We start from the raw sequence: 18,363 nt of genomic DNA on the forward strand, positions 1-18,363 counted from the left end.
CCGCGTTCGGACGATCTTTTTGCTTTCACACCGCAATCGAGGGCAAAGGCAGTCCATTGAGCGATTGCGCACTGCTGGCCTGCTCAGTCATCAGCCAGTCCACAAACTGTTGAATCAGCGCGCCACGCCGTTTTCGCTGGGGCAGGACCACGTAATAGCCGAGCCTGGAAATGACGGTTTCCGCAATCGGTCGGCACAACAATCCCTGCGCCAGCAAGTTATCCACAAGGTGCCGCCAGCCAATGGCCACACCTTGGCCGCCAATCGCCGCTTGAATCAGTAGCGTGTAATTGTCGAAGCGCAATTGCCCCGGCGCGGGTGCCGAAGCAATCCCCAACTCACGAAACACGCCGCTCCAGTCGAACCAGTTGCTGCTGTTTTCGCCTCGAAGGTGCAGCAGCGGGAACTCAAGAAGAGACTGGACCGGCAAGGGCAAGGCGCGGTCCTTCAACAATAGCGGGCTGCACACCGGAAAGACTTCTTCGCTGAATAGCCAGTGGCTTTCGCCCTGCTTGAATCGACCATCACCAAACAACACCGCCACATCGATATCGGTGCGCAGCATGTTGAGGCTGCGTTCGCTGGTGACCAGGCTGACGTCCACTTGAGGATTGGCGGCATGGAAGCGATGCAGGCGCGGCATCAGCCAATACGCAGCGAAGGCGAAGTCGGTGGCCACTTGTAAGACTTCATGTTGGTTCTGTGCACTGATTGCGCTCAATCCCGCGTCGATATTCTGCAATCCGAGCTGAACCTGCTCGAACAGGATCGTCCCGGCCTCGGTCAATTCGATGCCACGATAGATACGGTCGAACAACCGCGTCCCGAGTTGTTCTTCCAACCGTTTGATCTGCTGGCTGATGGCCGGTTGCGTGGTACCCAGTTCCACCGCAGCAGCCGTGAAGCTGCGCTGACGGGCCGCCGCTTCAAAGGCGCGAAGCAAATCCAGAGACAAATCACCAAGGGCGTCATACATAAACTGTGCTTATCCTAGTCATTGCCGCGCATGGGCTTTACCGCAAAATGCATGGGTTGCATGCTCGATCGCAGCACTCTCGCATAAATATTCACTATGGAATGCCGCGATCACATGAAGCGCAAGAATATTCTTTTTATCATGGCCGATCAGATGGCCGCGCCAATGTTGCCGTTCTACGGCCCTTCGCCCATCAAACTGCCTAATCTCAGCCGCCTCGCCGCCGAAGGCGTGGTGTTCGACGCCGCTTATTGCAACAGCCCACTGTGCGCGCCGTCGCGTTTTACCCTGGTCAGCGGTCAGTTGCCGAGCAAGATCGGCGCCTACGACAATGCGGCCGATTTCCCCGCCGATGTTCCAACTTATGCCCACTATCTACGTCGACTCGGCTACCGCACCGCGCTGTCGGGCAAGATGCATTTCTGTGGCCCGGATCAGCTGCACGGCTATGAAGAACGCCTGACCAGCGACATCTACCCGGCCGATTACGGCTGGTCTGTGAACTGGGACGAGCCAGACGTGCGTCCAACCTGGTTCCACAACATGTCATCGGTGCTGCAAGCCGGGCCGTGCGTACGTACCAATCAGCTGGATTTCGACGAAGAGGTGGTGTTCAAGGCGCAACAGTATTTGTTCGATCACATCCGAGAAGATGGCGATCAGCCGTTCTGCCTGACCGTTTCGATGACTCACCCACACGACCCGTACACCATTCCCAAGGCTTTCTGGGATCTGTATGACGACGCCGACATCCCATTGCCCAAGACCCCGGCCCAGTCCGAACTCGATCCGCACTCCCAGCGTTTGCTCAAAGTTTACGACCTGTGGGACAAACCGCTACCTGTGGATAAAATTCGCGATGCGCGCCGTGCTTACTTCGGTGCGTGCAGCTATATCGACAGTAACGTCGGTAAACTCCTGCAAACACTCGAGGAAACCGGCCTGATCGACGACACCATCATCGTCTTCTCCGGCGACCACGGCGACATGCTCGGCGAGCGTGGTCTCTGGTACAAAATGCACTGGTACGAAATGGCCGCCCGCGTGCCTCTGTTGATCAGTGCGCCGGGGCAATTCGGGGCTGGTCGGGTCAGCGCTGCGGTGTCCACCGCCGATCTGTTGCCGACCTTCGTGGAACTGGCGGGCGGTTCGCTGGAACCGGGGCTGCCGCTGGATGGCCGCTCACTGGTCTCGCACCTGCAAGGGCAGGGCGGTCATGACGAAGTTTTCGGTGAATACATGGCTGAAGGCACTATCAGCCCGCTGATGATGATTCGCCGCGGCGCCTACAAATTCATCTACAGCGAAGACGACCCTTGTCTACTCTTCGACGTACACAACGACCCGCGCGAGCAGGAAGAACTCAGTCAATCACCGCAACATCGAGCGCTTTTCGAAGATTTTCTCGCCGAAGCACGCGCCAAATGGGATATCCCGGCGATCCATCAACAAGTACTCGCCAGCCAGCGACGCCGACGATTTGTCGCCGACGCATTAACCATCGGCAAGCTGAAGAGCTGGGATCACCAGCCGCTGGTGGACGCCAGTCAGCAGTACATGCGTAACCACATCGACCTCGACGATCTGGAGCGTAAAGCACGTTATCCACAACCCTGCCAAAACCAATAATGTTAAGGGGAATGCCATGCGTAGGTTATCCACAGCAGTGACGGTCGGGCTTTTAGCTCTGGGCAGTGCATCGGCGTATGCCGATCAGAGTTGCGAGACGGTAAAAATGGCCGACCCTGGCTGGAGCGATATTGCCGCGACGAACGCCATCACCGGGTTTCTGCTCGACGGCATGGGCTATAAGGCCAAAGTCGACACGCTTGCAGTGCCGATTACCTTTGGCGGGCTCAAGGACGGCCAGGTCGATGTGTTTCTGGGTAACTGGATGCCGGCGCAGCAGGGCTTCTACGACAAATTCGTGGCCACGGGAGATGTCACGCAACTGGCGAAAAACCTCGATGGCACCGAATTTACGCTCGCCGTCCCGGATTACGTCTGGGACGCGGGTGTGCATAACTTTGCCGACCTGAACAAATACGCCGACAAGTTCGACAAGAAGATCTACGGCATCGGCTCCGGTGCTCCCGCCAACATCTCCTTGCAGGAAATCATCAAGAAGAACGACTTCGAGATGGGTCAGTGGAAACTGGTCGAGTCCAGCGAGCAGGCAATGCTGGCGGAAGTGTCTCGCGCGGTGAAAAAGCAGAAATTTGTGACTTTTCTGGGCTGGACCCCGCACCCGATGAACGTGCAGCTGAAAATGCATTACCTCAAGGGCGGCGAGAAGTATTTCGGCGACACCGGCAGCGTTCATACGCTCACCCGCAAAGGTTATGCACAGGCCTGCCCGAACGTCGGCAAGCTGCTCACCAACCTGAATTTCACCCAGGAGATGGAGAACAGCATCATGGCCGAGGTGGTGAACAAGAAAGTCAGCAATGCTGATGCGGCAAAGGCGTGGATCAAGGCTAATCCGGCGGTGTTGGATAAATGGCTGGATGGCGTGAAGACGGTGGATGGGAAGGAAGCATTGCCGGCGGTGAAGGCAAAACTGTAACTCCCTGCGCCGATCGTTCCCACGCTCTGCGTGGGAATGCATCCCGTGACGCTCAGCGTCACATTCAGAAGCGGACGCGGAGCGTCCATGGCGGCATTCCCACGCAGAGCGTGGGAACGATCGGCGCCTGTCCTGCTACCCTTGCCCAAACCCCCACCCGAGAGGACCCATGGCCTTCCCAAGCCGCCATTCGCTCTTCCCCTTCCTCAGCTGGTTGCCCCGGCAAACCCGCGCCAGTGTCGGTCGTGACCTGATCGTCGGTCTGAGCGGCGCCATTCTCGCGCTGCCGCAATCCATTGCCTACGCGCTGATCGCCGGTCTCCCACCGGAATACGGTCTGTACGCCGCCATCATCCCGGTGCTGATCGCGTGTCTTTGGGGGTCTTCGTGGCATTTGATCTGCGGTCCTACGGCGGCGATTTCTATCGTCTTGTACGCCAGCGTCAGCCCTCTGGCCGTCCCCGCGTCAGAGGACTACGTCACCCTGATTCTGCTTCTGACGCTACTCGCCGGTATTTTCCAGTGGCTGCTCGGCTTGCTGCGCTTCGGTGCCCTGGTGAATTTCGTCTCGCACTCGGTGGTCCTGGGTTTCACTCTCGGCGCGGCGGTGGTGATTGCCATCGGCCAACTGCCGAATCTGCTGGGGCTGGACTTGCCCAACCAGGCAACAGCGCTGAACAGCTTGATAATGCTGTTCAGTCACCTCGGCGAAGTGGATAAACCGTCGCTCATGCTGGGCTTGGCGACAGTCGCGGTGGGCGTGGTGTTGAAACTGCTCTTGCCACGCTGGCCGACGCTGTTGATCACCCTGGCGCTGAGCGGATTGCTGGTCTGGTTCTGGCCATCGATGTTCGGCCATGTGAAGTTGGTCAGCGCATTTGTCGGACGGATGCCGCCCTTCAGCCCGCTGCCGCTGGATCTGGACCTGATTCTGCGCTTGCTACCCAGCGCGGTGGCGGTGGGCATGCTTGGGCTGGTCACCAGCCTGTCGATTGCCCGTTCCTTGTCGGCCCGCTCACAGCAGTTGCTCGACGCCAATCAGGAAGTCCGCGCCCAGGGTTTATCGAACATGGTCGGTGCGTTTTTTTCCGGGTCGCTGTCAGCCGGTTCTTTCACCCGCTCGGGCCTGAGCTACGAAGCGGGTGCCTGCTCGCCGATGGCCGGCGTGTTCTCAGCGTTATGGGTCGCACTGTTCGCCATCTTCGGCGCGAATTTGATCGCGCACATTCCGATCCCGGCCATGGCCGGCAGCATTCTGTTGATCGCTTGGGGGCTGGTGGATCATCGCGGCATTCGCGCGTTGTTGCGGGTCAGCCGCGCCGAGTTCCTGGTCATGGCGCTGACCTGTGTCGCCACGCTGCTGCTGGAGTTGCAGACGGCGATCTACGCCGGCGTGCTGGCCTCGCTGTTTTTCTACCTCAAGCGCACCTCGCAACCGCGGGTCCAGCATTGGCGCGACGGGGATGAAGACATTCTGCGGGTCGGTGGTTCGATCTTTTTCGGCGCCAGCCATTACCTGCAAGTACGCCTGCAACGAATGCACGGCGCGCGCGTGGTGATCGAGGCGCAACAGATCAACTTCATCGACTACTCGGGCGTGGAGATGCTGCACCAGGAAGCGCGGCGACTACTGCGTCAGGATCGCAGCCTGACCCTGCGGCGGGCACGGCCACAGGTGGTGGAAGAATTGAGAAAGCTGGAAGGGGCAGAGAAATGCCCGATCCGTTTCGAAGATTGAAACACTACTCCTGTAGGAGCGAGGCTTGCCCGCGAAGAACGATGATGCGGTATGCCTGAGTCACCGCGGCACTCCCTTCGCGGGCAAGCCTCGCTCCTACAGTGCCAACTGCCGGCGAAGTTCGGCGAGCACCGGCGCCGTGTCCGGGCGCACACCGCGCCACAGGAAGAACGCTTCTGCCGCTTGTTCAGCGAGCATCCCCAACCCATCCATCGACACCGCAGCGCCATGTTCACTGGCCCAACGGCAGAACGAGGTCGGCTCCTTGCCGTACATCATGTCGTAGCACAGCGTTTTGCCCGGCTCGATCAAACTGCTGACAATCGGCGGTACTTCGCCTGACAGACTGGCGGACGTCGCGTTGATGATCAGGTCCACCGACTCCTTCAACCAATCGAAACTACTGGCCGACACTGGCCCCAGGTCCGCGAACAATTCCGCCAGCAGCTCGGCTTTTTCCACCGTGCGGTTGGCGATGACCACTGACGCCGGTTGCTCGGCCAGCAAGGGCTCCAGCGCACCGCGCACTGCACCTCCGGCACCGAGCAGCAAGATGCGTTTGCCCTTGAGGCTGAAACCGGCGTTGACCGTCAGGTCCCGCACCAGTCCGGCGCCATCGGTGTTGTCGCCCAGCAGGTTGCCATCGGCCAGTTTGCTCAGGGTGTTCACCGCACCGGCGCGTTGCGCCCGCGCCGTCAGACTGTTCGCCAGACGATAGGCCTCTTCCTTGAACGGCACCGTCACATTCGCCCCGCGCCCTTCGAGGAAAAACGTCCGGGCGCATGTGGAAAAATCGTCGAGAGGCGCCAGCAACGTGCTGTAGTCGAGTTTTTGAGCCGTCTGTTCGGCGAACAGACGGTGGATCAGCGGCGACTTGCTGTGGCCAATCGGGTTACCGAATACGACGTAACGGTCCATCAGAACTCCTCGTTCAGGCCTTGGCCAACCAATCGCGATCTTGCAGGAAGTATTCGGTTAGCCGTGCTTCTTCGCTGCCCGGTTCGACTTTCCAGTCGTAGCCCCAGCGTACTTGCGGTGGCAGGGACATCAGGATCGACTCGGTACGACCGCCCGATTGCAGACCGAACAGCGTGCCGCGGTCGTAGACAAGATTGAACTCGACATAGCGCCCACGGCGCAATTCCTGGAATTCACGCTGTTTCTCGGTAAACGCATCATTTTTGCGGCGCTGCACGATCGGCAGGTAGGCGTCGATGAACGCATCACCGATGGCGCGCATGAAAGCGAAGCTGGTATCGAAGTCCCACTCGTTCAAGTCATCGAAAAACAGCCCGCCGATGCCGCGCGGCTCGTGGCGATGCTTGATGTGGAAGTAGCTGTCGCACCAGGCCTTGTAGCGCGGGTAAACATCCGCACCGAACGGCGCGCAGGCCTGCTCGGCGACGCGGTGCCAGTGCACACAATCATCGATGTTGCCGTAATAAGGCGTCAGGTCAAAGCCACCGCCGAACCACCAGACCGGTTCTTCACCTTCTTTTTCAGCGATGAAAAAGCGCACGTTGGCGTGGGACGTCGGCACATACGGGTTGTGCGGGTGAATCACCAGCGACACACCCAAGGCTTCGAAGCCACGGCCGGCCAGTTCTGGTCGGTGGGCGCTGGCGGACGGTGGGAGACCACTGCCGAAGACGTGGGAAAAGTTGACACCGCCCTTTTCGATGACCGCGCCGTTTTCGATGACCCGGGTGCGACCGCCACCGCCGGCAGGCCGGGTCCAGGTGTCTTCGACGAAGCGGGTGCCGCCGTCTTCAGCTTCGAGGGCCGCGCAAATGCGGTCTTGCAGGTCGAGCAGGTAGGCTTTTACGGCCTCGGTGCGGGTCGTCATGTCATCACCTTGAATCGGGCAAAGCTACGCGGCGTTTAACGGCCGGCGGCAAATTGCTGCGTAGGATAACACTGCACCTTGCCCCGTCGCAGTTGACGAAGATCAAGCATAGGAGTCCGATAGGGAGCTTCGTATTACACCTCTAGAAGCTAAGACCTAAGGAGAGTTCTGATGGCTAAGCGTATCCAGTTCCGCGCCCACGGCGGCCCCGAAGTACTCGAGTATGTCGATTACCAACCCGCCGAGCCCGGCCCGCAGCAGGTTCGTGTGACCAACAAGGCCATCGGCCTGAATTTCATCGATACCTATTACCGCAGCGGTGTCTATGCGCCACCAGCTCTGCCATCGGGCGTGGGCTCGGAAGGCGCGGGGCTGGTCGAGGCGGTGGGCAGTGAAGTCACCCGGTTCAAGGTCGGTGATCGCGTGGCGTATGGCAGCGGCCCATTGGGCGCCTACAGCGACGTTCACGTCTTGCCGGAGGCCAATCTGGTGCACCTGCCGGACGCGATCAGCTTCGAACAGGCCGCGGGGGTGATGCTCAAGGGCCTTACTGTGCAGTACCTGTTGCGTCAGACGTATGAACTCAAGGGTGGCGAAACCATCCTGTTCCACGCCGCGGCCGGTGGTGTCGGCTCCCTGGCCTGCCAATGGGCCAAGGCCTTGGGTGTGAAGTTGATCGGCACGGTCAGCTCGCCGGAGAAAGCCGCTTTGGCCAAAGCCAATGGCGCTTGGGCAACCATCGACTACAGCCATGAAAACGTCGCACAACGCGTACTGGAATTGACTGACGGCAAAAAAGTCCCGGTGGTGTACGACGGCGTCGGCAAGGACACCTGGCTGACCTCGCTCGATAGCACGGCACCTCGCGGTCTGGTGGTGAGCTTCGGCAATGCGTCCGGCGCGGTAGACGGGGTGAACCTGGGGATTCTCTTGGCGAAGGGTTCGCTGTACGTGACCCGCCCGACCCTGGCGACCTACGCCAACAACGCTGAAAACCTGCAACGTATGGCGGATGAACTGTTCGAGATGATCATCAGCGGGAAGCTGAAGGTGGACATCAGCCACAAGTACCCATTGGCTGAAGCGGCGAAGGCGCAGACCGAATTGTCGGCGCGGCGTACAACTGGCTCAACTGTTTTGTTGCCTTGAAACTGATCGTTCCCACGCTCTGCGTCACTAGTGTCCGGTAAAACACGAGGGGGGAGCTTGCTCCCCCTTGCTGTTGGCGGCTGTGAGGCATAATCGGACTTTTCAGACTCGATTTTGACTTATGTTTTCCAGCACCCGTTTAACCCAACTACTCAGTGCGATCCCGCGCCAGTTTTTCCAGCAATCCATCGAAACACACCAAGCTGATCGCTACGTCAAACGCTGCACGACCTGGCAATTGCTGGTAACACTAATCAGCGGCCATTTGACCCAAGCCTCAAGCCTGCGGTCCTTGGCGACTATCTCCGAAAATTTCGGCCCGCATAGCTACCATCTCAAAGCCGGCCCTATTGCCCGCTCGACAATGTCCGATGCCTTGAACAAGCGTGACTACCGGCCATTACAGGACCTTTGCGGGTACCTGATGAGCGCCGTCAGCCGCCAGCAGCGCAAGGAGGTCGGGGCTATGGTTAGCCTGATTGACTCCACGTCGATCAGCTTGCGCGGACCTCACTTCGATGGCTGGACAGCCGCGACGAAAACCCGCATCACCCAAGGCCTCAAAGTGCATGTCGGGCTGGATCTGGCGCAACTGGCCCCGGTGTACGTGAACATTACGCCTGCCAACGTCAACGACCTGAGCGATGCACTGGAAATGCCGATCCAGGCCGGCATGACGTATGTTTTCGACAAGGGCTACTGCGATTACAACTGGTGGCACAAGTTGCAGACCAAAGGTGCTTTTTTCGTCACCCGCCTGAAGAAAAACGCCAATATCAAAGTGCTGCATGAGCACTCGACCGTGACTGAGCAAAGCTCGGTCATGACCGATGAAGTTGTCCAGTTTGGCAAAAAACATTTGGCCGGCAAACGCCTGAACGACTACTGGGAAAAGTCGGTAAGACGCGTCGTGGTTGAGCGCGAGGGGCATGCGACCCCATTAGTTCTGGTGACCAACGACTTCACGAGGACAGCTGAAGAAATCGCGTCCTTGTACAAAGATCGTTGGCAGATCGAGCTATTTTTCAAGTGGATCAAACAACATCTGAAGCTCAAACGCTTTTATGCCTACTCCGAAAATGCGGTGCGTTTGCAGATTTACAGTGCCTTGATCAGCTATCTGTTACTGCAAATATTCCATCGTCGCTCAGGATTTACCGGCTCGTTGTTCGAGCTGACGGTTCGCATAGTTCATGTCCTGTTTGAACGACCCGAAACCCCAGTATTGAGGGATCGACGAAGGCAGGAGCGAGAAAAGTTGAAGGCTGCCCAAGGCAGCCTTCCGCTATGAAGCATGTTTACCGGACACTAGTGACGCTCTGCGTGGGAATGCAGCCCGGGACGCTCTGCGTCCCAAGAGCGATTGCTGCGCGTCCGGTGAGGCATTCCCACGCAGAGCGTGGGAACGATCAGGTGCTAGTCCGGGCGTAAAACCTTGCCGGTCGCGAGATCGCGGATGACGCTCGGGTTCTTGCGACCCCCGAGGTTACCGCCCAGCACCAAATCAACCTGTCCACGGAAGTACTGCTCGACACGAATCCGCGTCCGCGCCGCCGGCCGGCCCTGTGGATTGGCCGAGGTCGACACCAGTGGCCCCACCAACGCGCACAAATCCCGCACCTGCGGATGATCGCTGACGCGCAATGCCACCGTTTCATGCACACCGGTAATCCACTCGGGCAACAGATTCTGATGCGGCACTAGCCAGGTATTCGGCCCCGGCCAGGTGCTGGCCATGCGGTCCATCCACAGTTCCGGGAAGTCTTCGAAGAGGAAGTCGAACTGGCGAATGTTGTCGGCGACCAGAATCAGGCCTTTATCCACAGACCGTCCCTTGATCAGCAGCAGACGATCCACCGCTTCTTCGTCCCACGGGTCGCAACCCAGGCCCCAGACAGCTTCGGTTGGGTAGGCAATCACCGCCCCTGCGCGAATTGCTCGTGCGGCTTGTTGCACACGCCAACTGTTGACCATGAAAAACTCTCCGGAATAAGGCTCTGCGCAGTTTACCGATCTTCCTTATAAAACCTAGCTCACCCGCGCAAACCAGCGCCCGCTTTCGCAGACCGCACGGCCGTCCATTTCCAGTTCCGTCAGCGCTGCCAGCACTTTGGGCAAGGCCCAGCCGCTGCTGACAGACAACGCTTCACTGGTATGGGGCGCCGCGTGTAGCAGCATAAGCAAGGGATGAGTCGCCGCCACCGAGGGCGTTTCTGTGGATAACGGCAACCGTTGCCAGCCACGCAAGGCTTCGAGGATATGCTCGATGGTTTCCACCAGTACCGCGCCGTCGCGAATCAGCTGATGACACCCCTTGGCACCAGGGTGGTGGATCGACCCCGGAATTGCATACACCTCGCGCCCTTGTTCCGCCGCCAGCCTCGCGGTGATCAACGAACCGCTGGCGACACTCGCTTCGACCACCAGCACGCCGAGGGATAAACCGCTGATAATTCGATTGCGCCGGGGGAAGTTGCTGGCGCTGGGACCGGCGTCCAGCGGGAACTCCGAAATCACCGCGCTGCCCGAGTGGATCATGGCGTCCGCCAGCCGTCGATTGCGCTGTGGATAAAACTTTTCAAGTCCCGTGCCAAGTACACCGACCGTTCGCCCGCCCACGTCCAAAGCGGCTTGATGCGCGGCAGCATCAATGCCCAGCGCCAAACCGCTGGTAATGACAAAACCGGCGCCAGCCAAACTGCGGGAAAAGGCGGCGGCGGTGTCCATGCCCGGCCGCGACGCGCGACGACTACCGACCATCGCCAGTTGCGGTTTTTCCAGAATGCCCGGATCGCCGGCAACGAATAACAGCGGCGGCGCATCACTGATTTCCGCCAGCAGCGCCGGATAGTCAGGCTGGTCCCACATCAGTAAATGCTGGCCAGGGCGCTCTAACCAGGCCAATGCGTGGCCCGCACCATCGCGGATCTCAGTGGAGCGCCTGGCCTGCGCGCAAGCGAGGGGCAAACCCAGCGAACGCCAGGCACTGGCGGGCGCGCTGATAGCCTTGGAGGCCGAGCCGAAAGCCTCAAGCAGTTTCTTGAACCGCGCAGGGCCGAGCTCCGGTAGTCGATGCAAACGTAAACGAGCTTCCAGTTCCGCAGGGGAAACCGGTGCAAAAGCAGGCAGTGACATGGATCATCCTTGATCGTTATGAGCCCCGTTCAAACGGGAATAAGCTGTGGATAACTCTGTTGGTAACTTGTGGAGCCTGCTTACGGATTTCGCACCTTGTCCCAGACCGCCAGGGAGCGTGATGCATTGAGCACCAGCCCGTAGCTGAGCCTGTCGTAGGTGCGGAAAACCATCAGCAAACCAGCGCGCTCATCCGGGATTTTCAGTGGCTGACCAGTGATTCGGTCACGCACGGTCTCGCCGGTTTTCATCACCACCAGCACATTGCCTTCGGCGAGACCATCGCGCCGGCCCTTGTTCAGCGTGACCACATCCAGTGCGCCAATCTGCGTGACACCGCGCGGCACGTCGATGATCAACCCGTTGATCTCGGTGGTTGGCGCACTGGGCATGAAGGTCGAGTTGATCGATCGCTCTTCACCGCTGAACAAGCGGTCGCCGAGACGGACCTCCTGAGTGGTGCGTTGCAGCGCCAGTGTGGCGACGTCGCCTTCGGTGGCCACAATTTCGCCACCGCCGATGTCGTCGGCATTGATCCCCAAAAACTCTTTACTGTCAGGGTCGGTGTAGATCTTGCCCTGACGGAAGATGCCGTAAACCGGCTGGGCCGGGTCGAAGTGGCCGCGAGCGAAGATTCGGTCACCGGTGCCACTGAGCACGCGTTCGGCATCGCCGGCGACGATATAAGGCGCCTTGTCGAAGTCCTCGACCGTGTCGACGATGCGGTTGCTCAGCAGAAAGCTGTTGATCGATTGCAGCGGAATGCTCGGGATGGCGTCGGCTACCGGGCTGCTGCGGACGCGTGGCGAAAGCTTGATGGTGCCCCGGGAGGCGCCGCGGTTGAGGGTCAGGCGCGGTTGGCCATTGACGTAGACCAGCGAAAGCGAGTCGCCAGGGTAGATGAGATTGGGGTTTTCGATCTGTGGATTGGCCTGCCAGAGCTCCGGCCATTTCCACGGCTCACGGAGGAATTTTCCCGATATGTCCCAGAGTGTGTCACCCGATACCACGGTGTATTGCTGTGGAAAACCTTCCTTGAGTTGCACTTGCCCGTGCGCCAAACCGGCCGAGGCCAGAAGCAGCAAGGCGAGTAGTGATTTCCTCATGCGGTGAATCCCTTTATTATGTGCGTTCACGTGAAACGCCAGAGCCCTCGTGGCTCGCTCCCGGCTCACTCCTGAAAAGCAGGGGGCTGCGTTTTACAACGGTAGCCTGCATCTTCGGACCCGCCAGGTCATCGACCCGACATTACCTCACACGTGCAGCAATTAAGCTTATGGCCATTTTAGACATCCTCGAATTCCCCGACTCGCGCCTGCGCACTATCGCCAAACCTGTGGCCGTAGTGGACGACGAAGTGCGTCAGTTGGTCGATGACATGTTTGAAACAATGTATGAAGCGCCAGGCATCGGTCTCGCCGCGACCCAGGTGAACGTGCACAAACGTATCGTCGTGATGGACCTCTCCGAAGACCGCAGCGAACCACGGGTGTTCATCAACCCCGAGTTCGAAACCCTGACCGACGAGATGGAGCAATATCAGGAAGGCTGCCTCTCTGTGCCGGGCTTCTACGAAAACGTCGATCGCCCGCAGAAGGTCAAGATCAAGGCCCTGGACCGTGACGGCCAGCCTTACGAACTGATCGCCGAAGGCCTGCTCGCGGTGTGCATCCAGCATGAATGCGACCACCTGAACGGCAAATTGTTCGTCGACTACCTGTCCACTCTCAAACGCGACCGAATCAAGAAGAAACTGGAAAAGCTCCATCGCCAGAACGCTTGATGCCCTCCTTTCAAAGGCTTGCTGCGGCAAGCCTTTTTCTTTTGCGACTGCTTTGTAATAGAGAGCTTCCATGACTGAGCCACTGCGCATCGTCTTTGCCGGCACCCCGGAATTCGCCGCCGAACACCTCAAGGCCCTGCTCGACAGCCCTTATGAGATCGTCGCGGTCTACACCCAACCGGACCGTCCGGCGGGCCGTGGGCAAAAGCTGATGCCGAGCCCGGTCAAGCAGCTGGCGCTGGAAAACAACATTCCGGTGCTGCAACCGCCGACGCTGCGCAACGAAGACGCTCAGGCTGAACTGGCCGCGCTCAAGCCGGATTTGCTGGTGGTGGTCGCCTACGGCCTGATCCTGCCGCAAGTGGTGCTGGATATTCCGCGCCTTGTCTGCATCAACAGCCACGCATCCTTGCTGCCACGCTGGCGCGGTGCGGCGCCGATCCAGCGCGCTGTTGAAGCGGGCGACAGCGAAAGCGGTGTGACTGTGATGCGTATGGAGTTGGGCCTCGACACCGGCCCGATGCTGCTGAAAGTCACCACGCCGATCACCGGTGAAGACACCGGCGGCAGCCTCCACGACCGTCTGGCGGAAATGGGCCCACCGGCGGTGATCCAGGCGATTGCCGGACTCGCTGCGGGCACTCTGGAAGGTGAAGTGCAGGACGACAGCCTCGCCACCTACGCTCACAAATTGAACAAAGACGAAGCGCGAATCGACTGGAGCCGCCCGGCGGTTGAGCTGGAGCGACTGGTCCGCGCCTTCAACCCATGGCCAATCACCCACAGCACGCTGAACGGCGAAGCGCTGAAAGTGCTGGCCGCGAGCCTCGCCGAAGGGCAGGGCGCGCCGGGGGAAATCCTCAGCGCCAGCAAGGACGGTTTGATCGTCGCCTGCGGTCAGCAAGCCCTGTGTCTGACCCGGCTGCAACTCCCCGGCGGCAAGGCGCTGAACTTCAGCGACTTGTTCAACAGCCGTCGTGAGAAATTCGCCGTCGGCACCGTCCTCGGTCAAGCGGCGGACGCTCAATGAATCCACGTCTGGCCGCCGCCAAGGCACTTGCTGCTGTTCTTAACGGAAAAGCCTCACTCAATAGTTCCCTGCCGACGCAGATGGACAAGGTCGAAGACCGCGACCGCGGCTTCACCCAGGACCTGGCGTTTGGCACCGCTCGCTGGCAGCCGCGTTTGTCAGCGCTGGCGGCCAAATTGCTGCAGAAGCCGTTCAAGGCCGCCGACGCCGATGTCGAAGCGCTGTTGCTGGTCGGTCTTTATCAATTGCTCTACACCCGGGTCCCGGCCCACGCCGCCATCGGTGAAACCGTGGGTTGCGCCGACAAGCTGAAAAAGCCTTGGGCCAAGGCTTTGCTCAACGCCGTGTTGCGTCGCGCCCAGCGGGAAAGCGAAGCGCTGCTGGCCGAGCTGGAACACGACCCGGTGGTGCGCACCGCCCATCCGCGCTGGCTGCAAAAGTCCCTCAAGGCTTTCTGGCCTGAACAGTGGGAAGCCATCTGTGTGGCGAACAACGCGCATCCGCCGATGATTCTGCGAGTTAACCGTCGCCATCACACCCGCGATGCTTATCTCGCGTTGCTGACCGAAGCCGGCATCGCCGCCACGCCGTGCGTTTACAGTCAGGACGGCATCATCCTCGACGCAGCAGCCGACGTGCGCAGCCTGCCAGGTTTCGCCGAAGGCTGGATCAGCGTGCAGGACGAAGCCGCGCAACTGGCTGCCGATCTGCTGGACCTGGCGCCAGGCCAACGGGTGCTGGACGCCTGCTGCGCACCGGGCGGCAAGACCTGCCATATTCTTGAAGCCGAGCCGGCACTCGCCGGCGTCGTGGCGGTGGACCTGGAAGCCAAACGTCTGGTGCGAGTGCGGGAAAACCTCGCACGCCTGGGCCTCAGCGCCGAACTGATCGCCGCCGACGGCCGCGACACCGCCACCTGGTGGGACGGCAAACCGTTTCAACGCATTCTGCTGGACGCGCCGTGTTCGGCCACCGGCGTCATCCGTCGTCATCCCGACATCAAGCTGACCCGCCAACCTGATGACATCGCCGCACTGGCGGTGCTTCAGGGCGAGCTGCTGGACGCCATGTGGCTAACGCTGGAAGTCGGCGGCATTCTGCTTTATGCAACATGCTCCACGCTGCCAACCGAGAACACTGAAGTCATCGAAGCGTTCCTCGCTCGCACGCCAGGCGCCCGTGAACTGGACCTCGCCACGGCGGCCGGCATCAAGCAGCCTCATGGTCGCCAGTTGCTGGCCCAGGAAGGCGGCCACGACGGGTTCTACTACGCCAAGCTGATCAAGATCGCCGCCGCGCGCGGTTAAATGGATTCAATGGAGTGACTGGATGAAAATCATCATCCTCGGTGCGGGGCAGGTCGGCGGTTCGCTGGCGGAACATTTGGCCAGTGAGGCCAACGACATCACGGTGGTCGACACCGACGGCGAACGCCTGCGCGATCTCGGTGATCGGCTGGACATCCGCACCGTGCAAGGCCGCGGCTCACTGCCGACGGTGCTGCGTCAAGCCGGCGCGGACGACGCCGACATGCTGGTGGCGGTGACCAGCAGCGACGAAACCAACATGGTTGCCTGCCAGGTTGCCCACACCCTGTTTCACACCCCGACCAAGATCGCCCGGGTTCGCGAAGCCGCGTACCTGACTCGCTCCGAGCTGTTCGACAACGAAGCGATTCCGGTGGACGTGCTGATCAGCCCGGAACAAGTGGTCACCAACTACATCAAGCGCCTGATCCAGCATCCGGGCGCCTTGCAGGTGATCGACTTTGCCGAAGGCAAGGCGCAATTGGTGGCGGTCAAGGCGTACTACGGCGGCCCACTGGTGGGCCAGCAACTGCGCCAGTTGCGTGAACACATGCCGAATGTCGAAACCCGAGTCGCGGCGATTTTCCGTCGCGATCGGCCGATCCTTCCTCAGGGCGATACGGTGATCGAGGCGGACGACGAAGTCTTTTTCATCGCAGCGAAGGCGAATATTCGCGCGGTGATGAGCGAAATGCGCCGCCTCGATGAGAGCTACAAGCGCATCGTTATCGCCGGTGGCGGACAGATTGGTGAACGTCTGGCCGAGGCCATCGAAAGTCGTTACCAAGTGAAGATCATCGAGATGAACCCGACGCGCTGCCGTCATCTCTCGGACAACCTCGACAGCACCGTGGTGCTGCAGGGCAGCGCTTCGGATCGGGATCTGCTGCTGGAAGAGAACATCGCCGACGCTGACCTTTTCCTGGCCCTGACCAACGACGACGAAGCCAACATCATGTCGTCGCTGCTGGCCAAGCGCCTGGGCGCGAAGAAGGTGATGACCATCATCAACAACCCGGCCTACGTCGACCTGATCCAGGGCGGCGACATCGACATCGCCATCAGCCCGCAGTTGGCGACCATCGGCACGTTACTGGCCCACGTGCGCCGCGGCGATATCGTCAGCGTGCACTCATTGCGCCGGGGCGCGGCGGAAGCCATCGAGGCGATTGCCCACGGTGATGAGAAGTCGAGTAAGGTCATCGGCAAGTCCATTGAGAACATTGGTTTGCCGCCGGGCACCACCATTGGCGCAATCATCCGCGACGAAGAGGTGATCATTGCCCACGACGACACGGTGATCGCAGCGGGCGACCATGTGATTCTGTTCCTTGTGGATAAGAAGCATATTCGGGATGTGGAAAAGCTGTTCCATGTGGGACTCAGCTTCTTCTAACTGATCGTTCCCACGCTCTGCGTGGGAATGCCTCAACGGACGCTCCGCGTTCGGCTTTGGATGGGACGCGGAGCGTCCCGGGCTGCATTCCCACGCGGACGGTTCGACGCCTCGACGTGGGAACGATCACTGAAAGAGGTGCGAAAAATGCTCGAATCCCTGGAAAAAATGCTCGCCAAGGGTGTGGATAACTCATTGCTGCGCTTCGGGCTGGGCAAGGGTTACCTGGATCTTGGGGAAAACGCCAAGGCCGCCGAGCATTTCCAGCGTTGCGTCGAATTCGATCCGAAGTATTCGGCGGCCTGGAAGCTATTGGGCAAGGCCCATCTGGGGCTGGAGGATTTCGCGTCCGCACGTCAGGCGTGGGAACAGGGCCTGGAAGCCGCTCGCGCCCATGGCGACAAGCAGGCAGAAAAAGAAATGACGGTGTTTCTGAAGAAGCTTGAGCGTCTGGCTCATTGATCAGAGGTAACGCGGGCCAACGGTTGTGGATAACCCTGCACCCAAAGTTATCCACAGATCATGCCAATCAACTCAATACCAGCGTTCTTCACCCGGCGGACGCTTCTTGAAGCGCTTCATGCTCCACATGTACTGGCTCGGATACGCCCGCACATAGCGCTCGACTACCTGGCTCATGGCCGCGCAAGACGTCTCGGTATCGGTGCTGTACATGGCTTCTGGCGCGGCTTCGAGGATCACTTTGTAACCCGAACCGTCCGGCAAACGTAGCGCATGCAGGAACACGCCGACCGCTTTGCCGCCAGCGAGCATGTTCGGTACGAACTTGCTGGTCAGGGCCTGTGTGGCGAAGAACGGCACAAAGATCCCGGCGGATTCGGCCGGTTCCGGGTCAGCGGGAATCCCCACTGCACCACCTTTGCGCACTTCCTTGATGACGCTGAGAATGCCTTCCTTGGTGGAAGCGGCGACCTTATTACCCAATTGCACCCGCTGCTTGCGCAGCAATTCATCCACAGCCTTCAATTTCGGCGGGCGATAGAAAATGATCGGTTTGCACTGGCTGCAATAGAAGTGGTTCAACACTTCCCAATTGCCCAGGTGGCTGGTGATACCGACCACACCTTTGCCGGAGGCGAGGGCGTCCTTTAATACGTCGAGACCTTCGACTTCACGCACCAGGTCGATGGAGCGCTGGGCCGGCCAGATCCAGGCGCAGGCGCTTTCGGTCAGGGACTTGCCAATGTCTCTCAGACTCTGGCCGACCAGACGCTCCCGTTCAGCAGGGTCCATCTCCGGAAAGCACTTGGCGAGATTGATCCGCACCACATCGCGGGAACGGTTAGGGGTTTTCCACATCACCCAGCCGATGACCGAGCCCACTGCCTGCACTGCCCGCCACGGGAGCAGGGCAAACAGCCGCAGAGCGCCTACCAGCAAGGCGCCTTTAAACTTATCCACAGGTCACTCCTGATC

Annotated in this window: 17 protein-coding genes; 10 read left to right on the plus strand and 7 right to left on the minus strand. The window is 59.9% G+C overall.

Features of this window, described 5'->3' with window-relative positions:
• Nucleotides 1–25: 25 nt before the first annotated feature.
• Nucleotides 26–976 (minus strand): choline sulfate utilization transcriptional regulator, encoded by a 951-nt coding sequence (locus ACYZT5_RS24380; protein WP_462047753.1) that lies wholly within the window; start codon nt 974–976, stop codon nt 26–28.
• A 114-nt stretch (nt 977–1,090) separates the two neighbouring features.
• Here ACYZT5_RS24380 and betC point away from each other — a divergent pair, with 114 nt between their 5' ends.
• The 3 genes from betC (at nt 1,091) to ACYZT5_RS24395 (ending at nt 5,280) form a co-directional block, all read left to right on the plus strand.
• Nucleotides 1,091–2,605, plus strand: a complete 1,515-nt coding sequence (gene betC / locus ACYZT5_RS24385) for a choline-sulfatase (protein ID WP_462047754.1) — start codon at nt 1,091–1,093, stop codon at nt 2,603–2,605.
• Nucleotides 2,606–2,621: 16 nt separating this feature from the next.
• Complete coding sequence (gene choX, locus ACYZT5_RS24390; protein WP_462047755.1) at nt 2,622–3,542, plus strand: choline ABC transporter substrate-binding protein; 921 nt, start codon at nt 2,622–2,624, stop codon at nt 3,540–3,542.
• Between the two features lie 169 nt (nt 3,543–3,711).
• Entirely contained in the window at nt 3,712–5,280 is a 1,569-nt protein-coding gene (locus ACYZT5_RS24395; RefSeq protein WP_462047756.1) for a SulP family inorganic anion transporter, read from the plus strand.
• A 96-nt stretch (nt 5,281–5,376) separates the two neighbouring features.
• Here ACYZT5_RS24395 and aroE read toward each other — a convergent pair whose 3' ends face one another.
• Together aroE and hemF are read right to left on the minus strand one after the other, a co-directional pair.
• Entirely contained in the window at nt 5,377–6,198 is an 822-nt protein-coding gene (gene aroE, locus ACYZT5_RS24400; RefSeq protein WP_462047757.1) for a shikimate dehydrogenase, read from the minus strand.
• A 13-nt stretch (nt 6,199–6,211) separates the two neighbouring features.
• Nucleotides 6,212–7,126: an oxygen-dependent coproporphyrinogen oxidase gene (gene hemF / locus ACYZT5_RS24405; RefSeq protein ID WP_462047758.1), complete on the minus strand. Its 915-nt coding sequence runs from the start codon at nt 7,124–7,126 to the stop codon at nt 6,212–6,214.
• A 171-nt stretch (nt 7,127–7,297) separates the two neighbouring features.
• Here hemF and ACYZT5_RS24410 point away from each other — a divergent pair, with 171 nt between their 5' ends.
• Nucleotides 7,298–8,275 carry an NADPH:quinone reductase gene (locus tag ACYZT5_RS24410; protein WP_462047759.1) on the plus strand — a complete coding sequence of 326 codons (978 nt, stop codon included), beginning with the start codon at nt 7,298–7,300 and terminating at the stop codon, nt 8,273–8,275.
• A 121-nt stretch (nt 8,276–8,396) separates the two neighbouring features.
• A complete protein-coding gene (locus ACYZT5_RS24415) occupies nt 8,397–9,566 on the plus strand; it encodes an IS4 family transposase (RefSeq protein ID WP_462046742.1) in 1,170 nt (389 codons plus the stop codon).
• Between the two features lie 125 nt (nt 9,567–9,691).
• Here ACYZT5_RS24415 and ACYZT5_RS24420 read toward each other — a convergent pair whose 3' ends face one another.
• The 3 genes from ACYZT5_RS24420 to ACYZT5_RS24430 all read right to left on the minus strand — a co-directional run bounded on the left by ACYZT5_RS24420 (nt 9,692) and on the right by ACYZT5_RS24430 (nt 12,516).
• Nucleotides 9,692–10,249: an L-threonylcarbamoyladenylate synthase gene (locus ACYZT5_RS24420; protein ID WP_462003388.1), complete on the minus strand. Its 558-nt coding sequence runs from the start codon at nt 10,247–10,249 to the stop codon at nt 9,692–9,694.
• A gap of 54 nt (nt 10,250–10,303) precedes the next feature.
• The gene (gene dprA, locus ACYZT5_RS24425) at nt 10,304–11,410 is read right to left on the minus strand and encodes a DNA-processing protein DprA (RefSeq protein WP_462047760.1); all 1,107 of its coding nucleotides are present in this window, start codon (nt 11,408–11,410) and stop codon (nt 10,304–10,306) included.
• Nucleotides 11,411–11,490: 80 nt separating this feature from the next.
• Nucleotides 11,491–12,516, minus strand: a complete 1,026-nt coding sequence (locus tag ACYZT5_RS24430) for a LysM peptidoglycan-binding domain-containing protein (protein ID WP_462047761.1) — start codon at nt 12,514–12,516, stop codon at nt 11,491–11,493.
• A gap of 170 nt (nt 12,517–12,686) precedes the next feature.
• Here ACYZT5_RS24430 and def point away from each other — a divergent pair, with 170 nt between their 5' ends.
• From def to ACYZT5_RS24455, 5 genes are all read left to right on the plus strand, one after another.
• The gene (def, locus tag ACYZT5_RS24435; RefSeq protein WP_462047762.1) at nt 12,687–13,193 is read left to right on the plus strand and encodes a peptide deformylase; all 507 of its coding nucleotides are present in this window, start codon (nt 12,687–12,689) and stop codon (nt 13,191–13,193) included.
• Nucleotides 13,194–13,263: 70 nt separating this feature from the next.
• Entirely contained in the window at nt 13,264–14,223 is a 960-nt protein-coding gene (fmt, locus tag ACYZT5_RS24440) for a methionyl-tRNA formyltransferase (RefSeq protein WP_462047763.1), read from the plus strand.
• Nucleotides 14,220–15,530: a 16S rRNA (cytosine(967)-C(5))-methyltransferase RsmB gene (gene rsmB, locus ACYZT5_RS24445; protein ID WP_462047764.1), complete on the plus strand. Its 1,311-nt coding sequence runs from the start codon at nt 14,220–14,222 to the stop codon at nt 15,528–15,530. The genes fmt and rsmB overlap by 4 nt, the downstream gene beginning before the upstream one ends.
• Nucleotides 15,531–15,552: 22 nt before the next feature.
• Nucleotides 15,553–16,926: a Trk system potassium transporter TrkA gene (gene trkA / locus ACYZT5_RS24450; protein WP_462047765.1), complete on the plus strand. Its 1,374-nt coding sequence runs from the start codon at nt 15,553–15,555 to the stop codon at nt 16,924–16,926.
• A gap of 147 nt (nt 16,927–17,073) precedes the next feature.
• Nucleotides 17,074–17,388 carry a tetratricopeptide repeat protein gene (locus ACYZT5_RS24455; protein WP_462047766.1) on the plus strand — a complete coding sequence of 105 codons (315 nt, stop codon included), beginning with the start codon at nt 17,074–17,076 and terminating at the stop codon, nt 17,386–17,388.
• A gap of 72 nt (nt 17,389–17,460) precedes the next feature.
• On the opposite strand, the gene ACYZT5_RS24460 is transcribed toward ACYZT5_RS24455, so the two are convergent.
• Nucleotides 17,461–18,348, minus strand: a complete 888-nt coding sequence (locus ACYZT5_RS24460; protein ID WP_462047767.1) for a lysophospholipid acyltransferase — start codon at nt 18,346–18,348, stop codon at nt 17,461–17,463.
• Nucleotides 18,349–18,363 lie beyond the last annotated feature (15 nt).

It is taken from the genome of Pseudomonas sp. LB3P14, assembly GCF_054898045.1.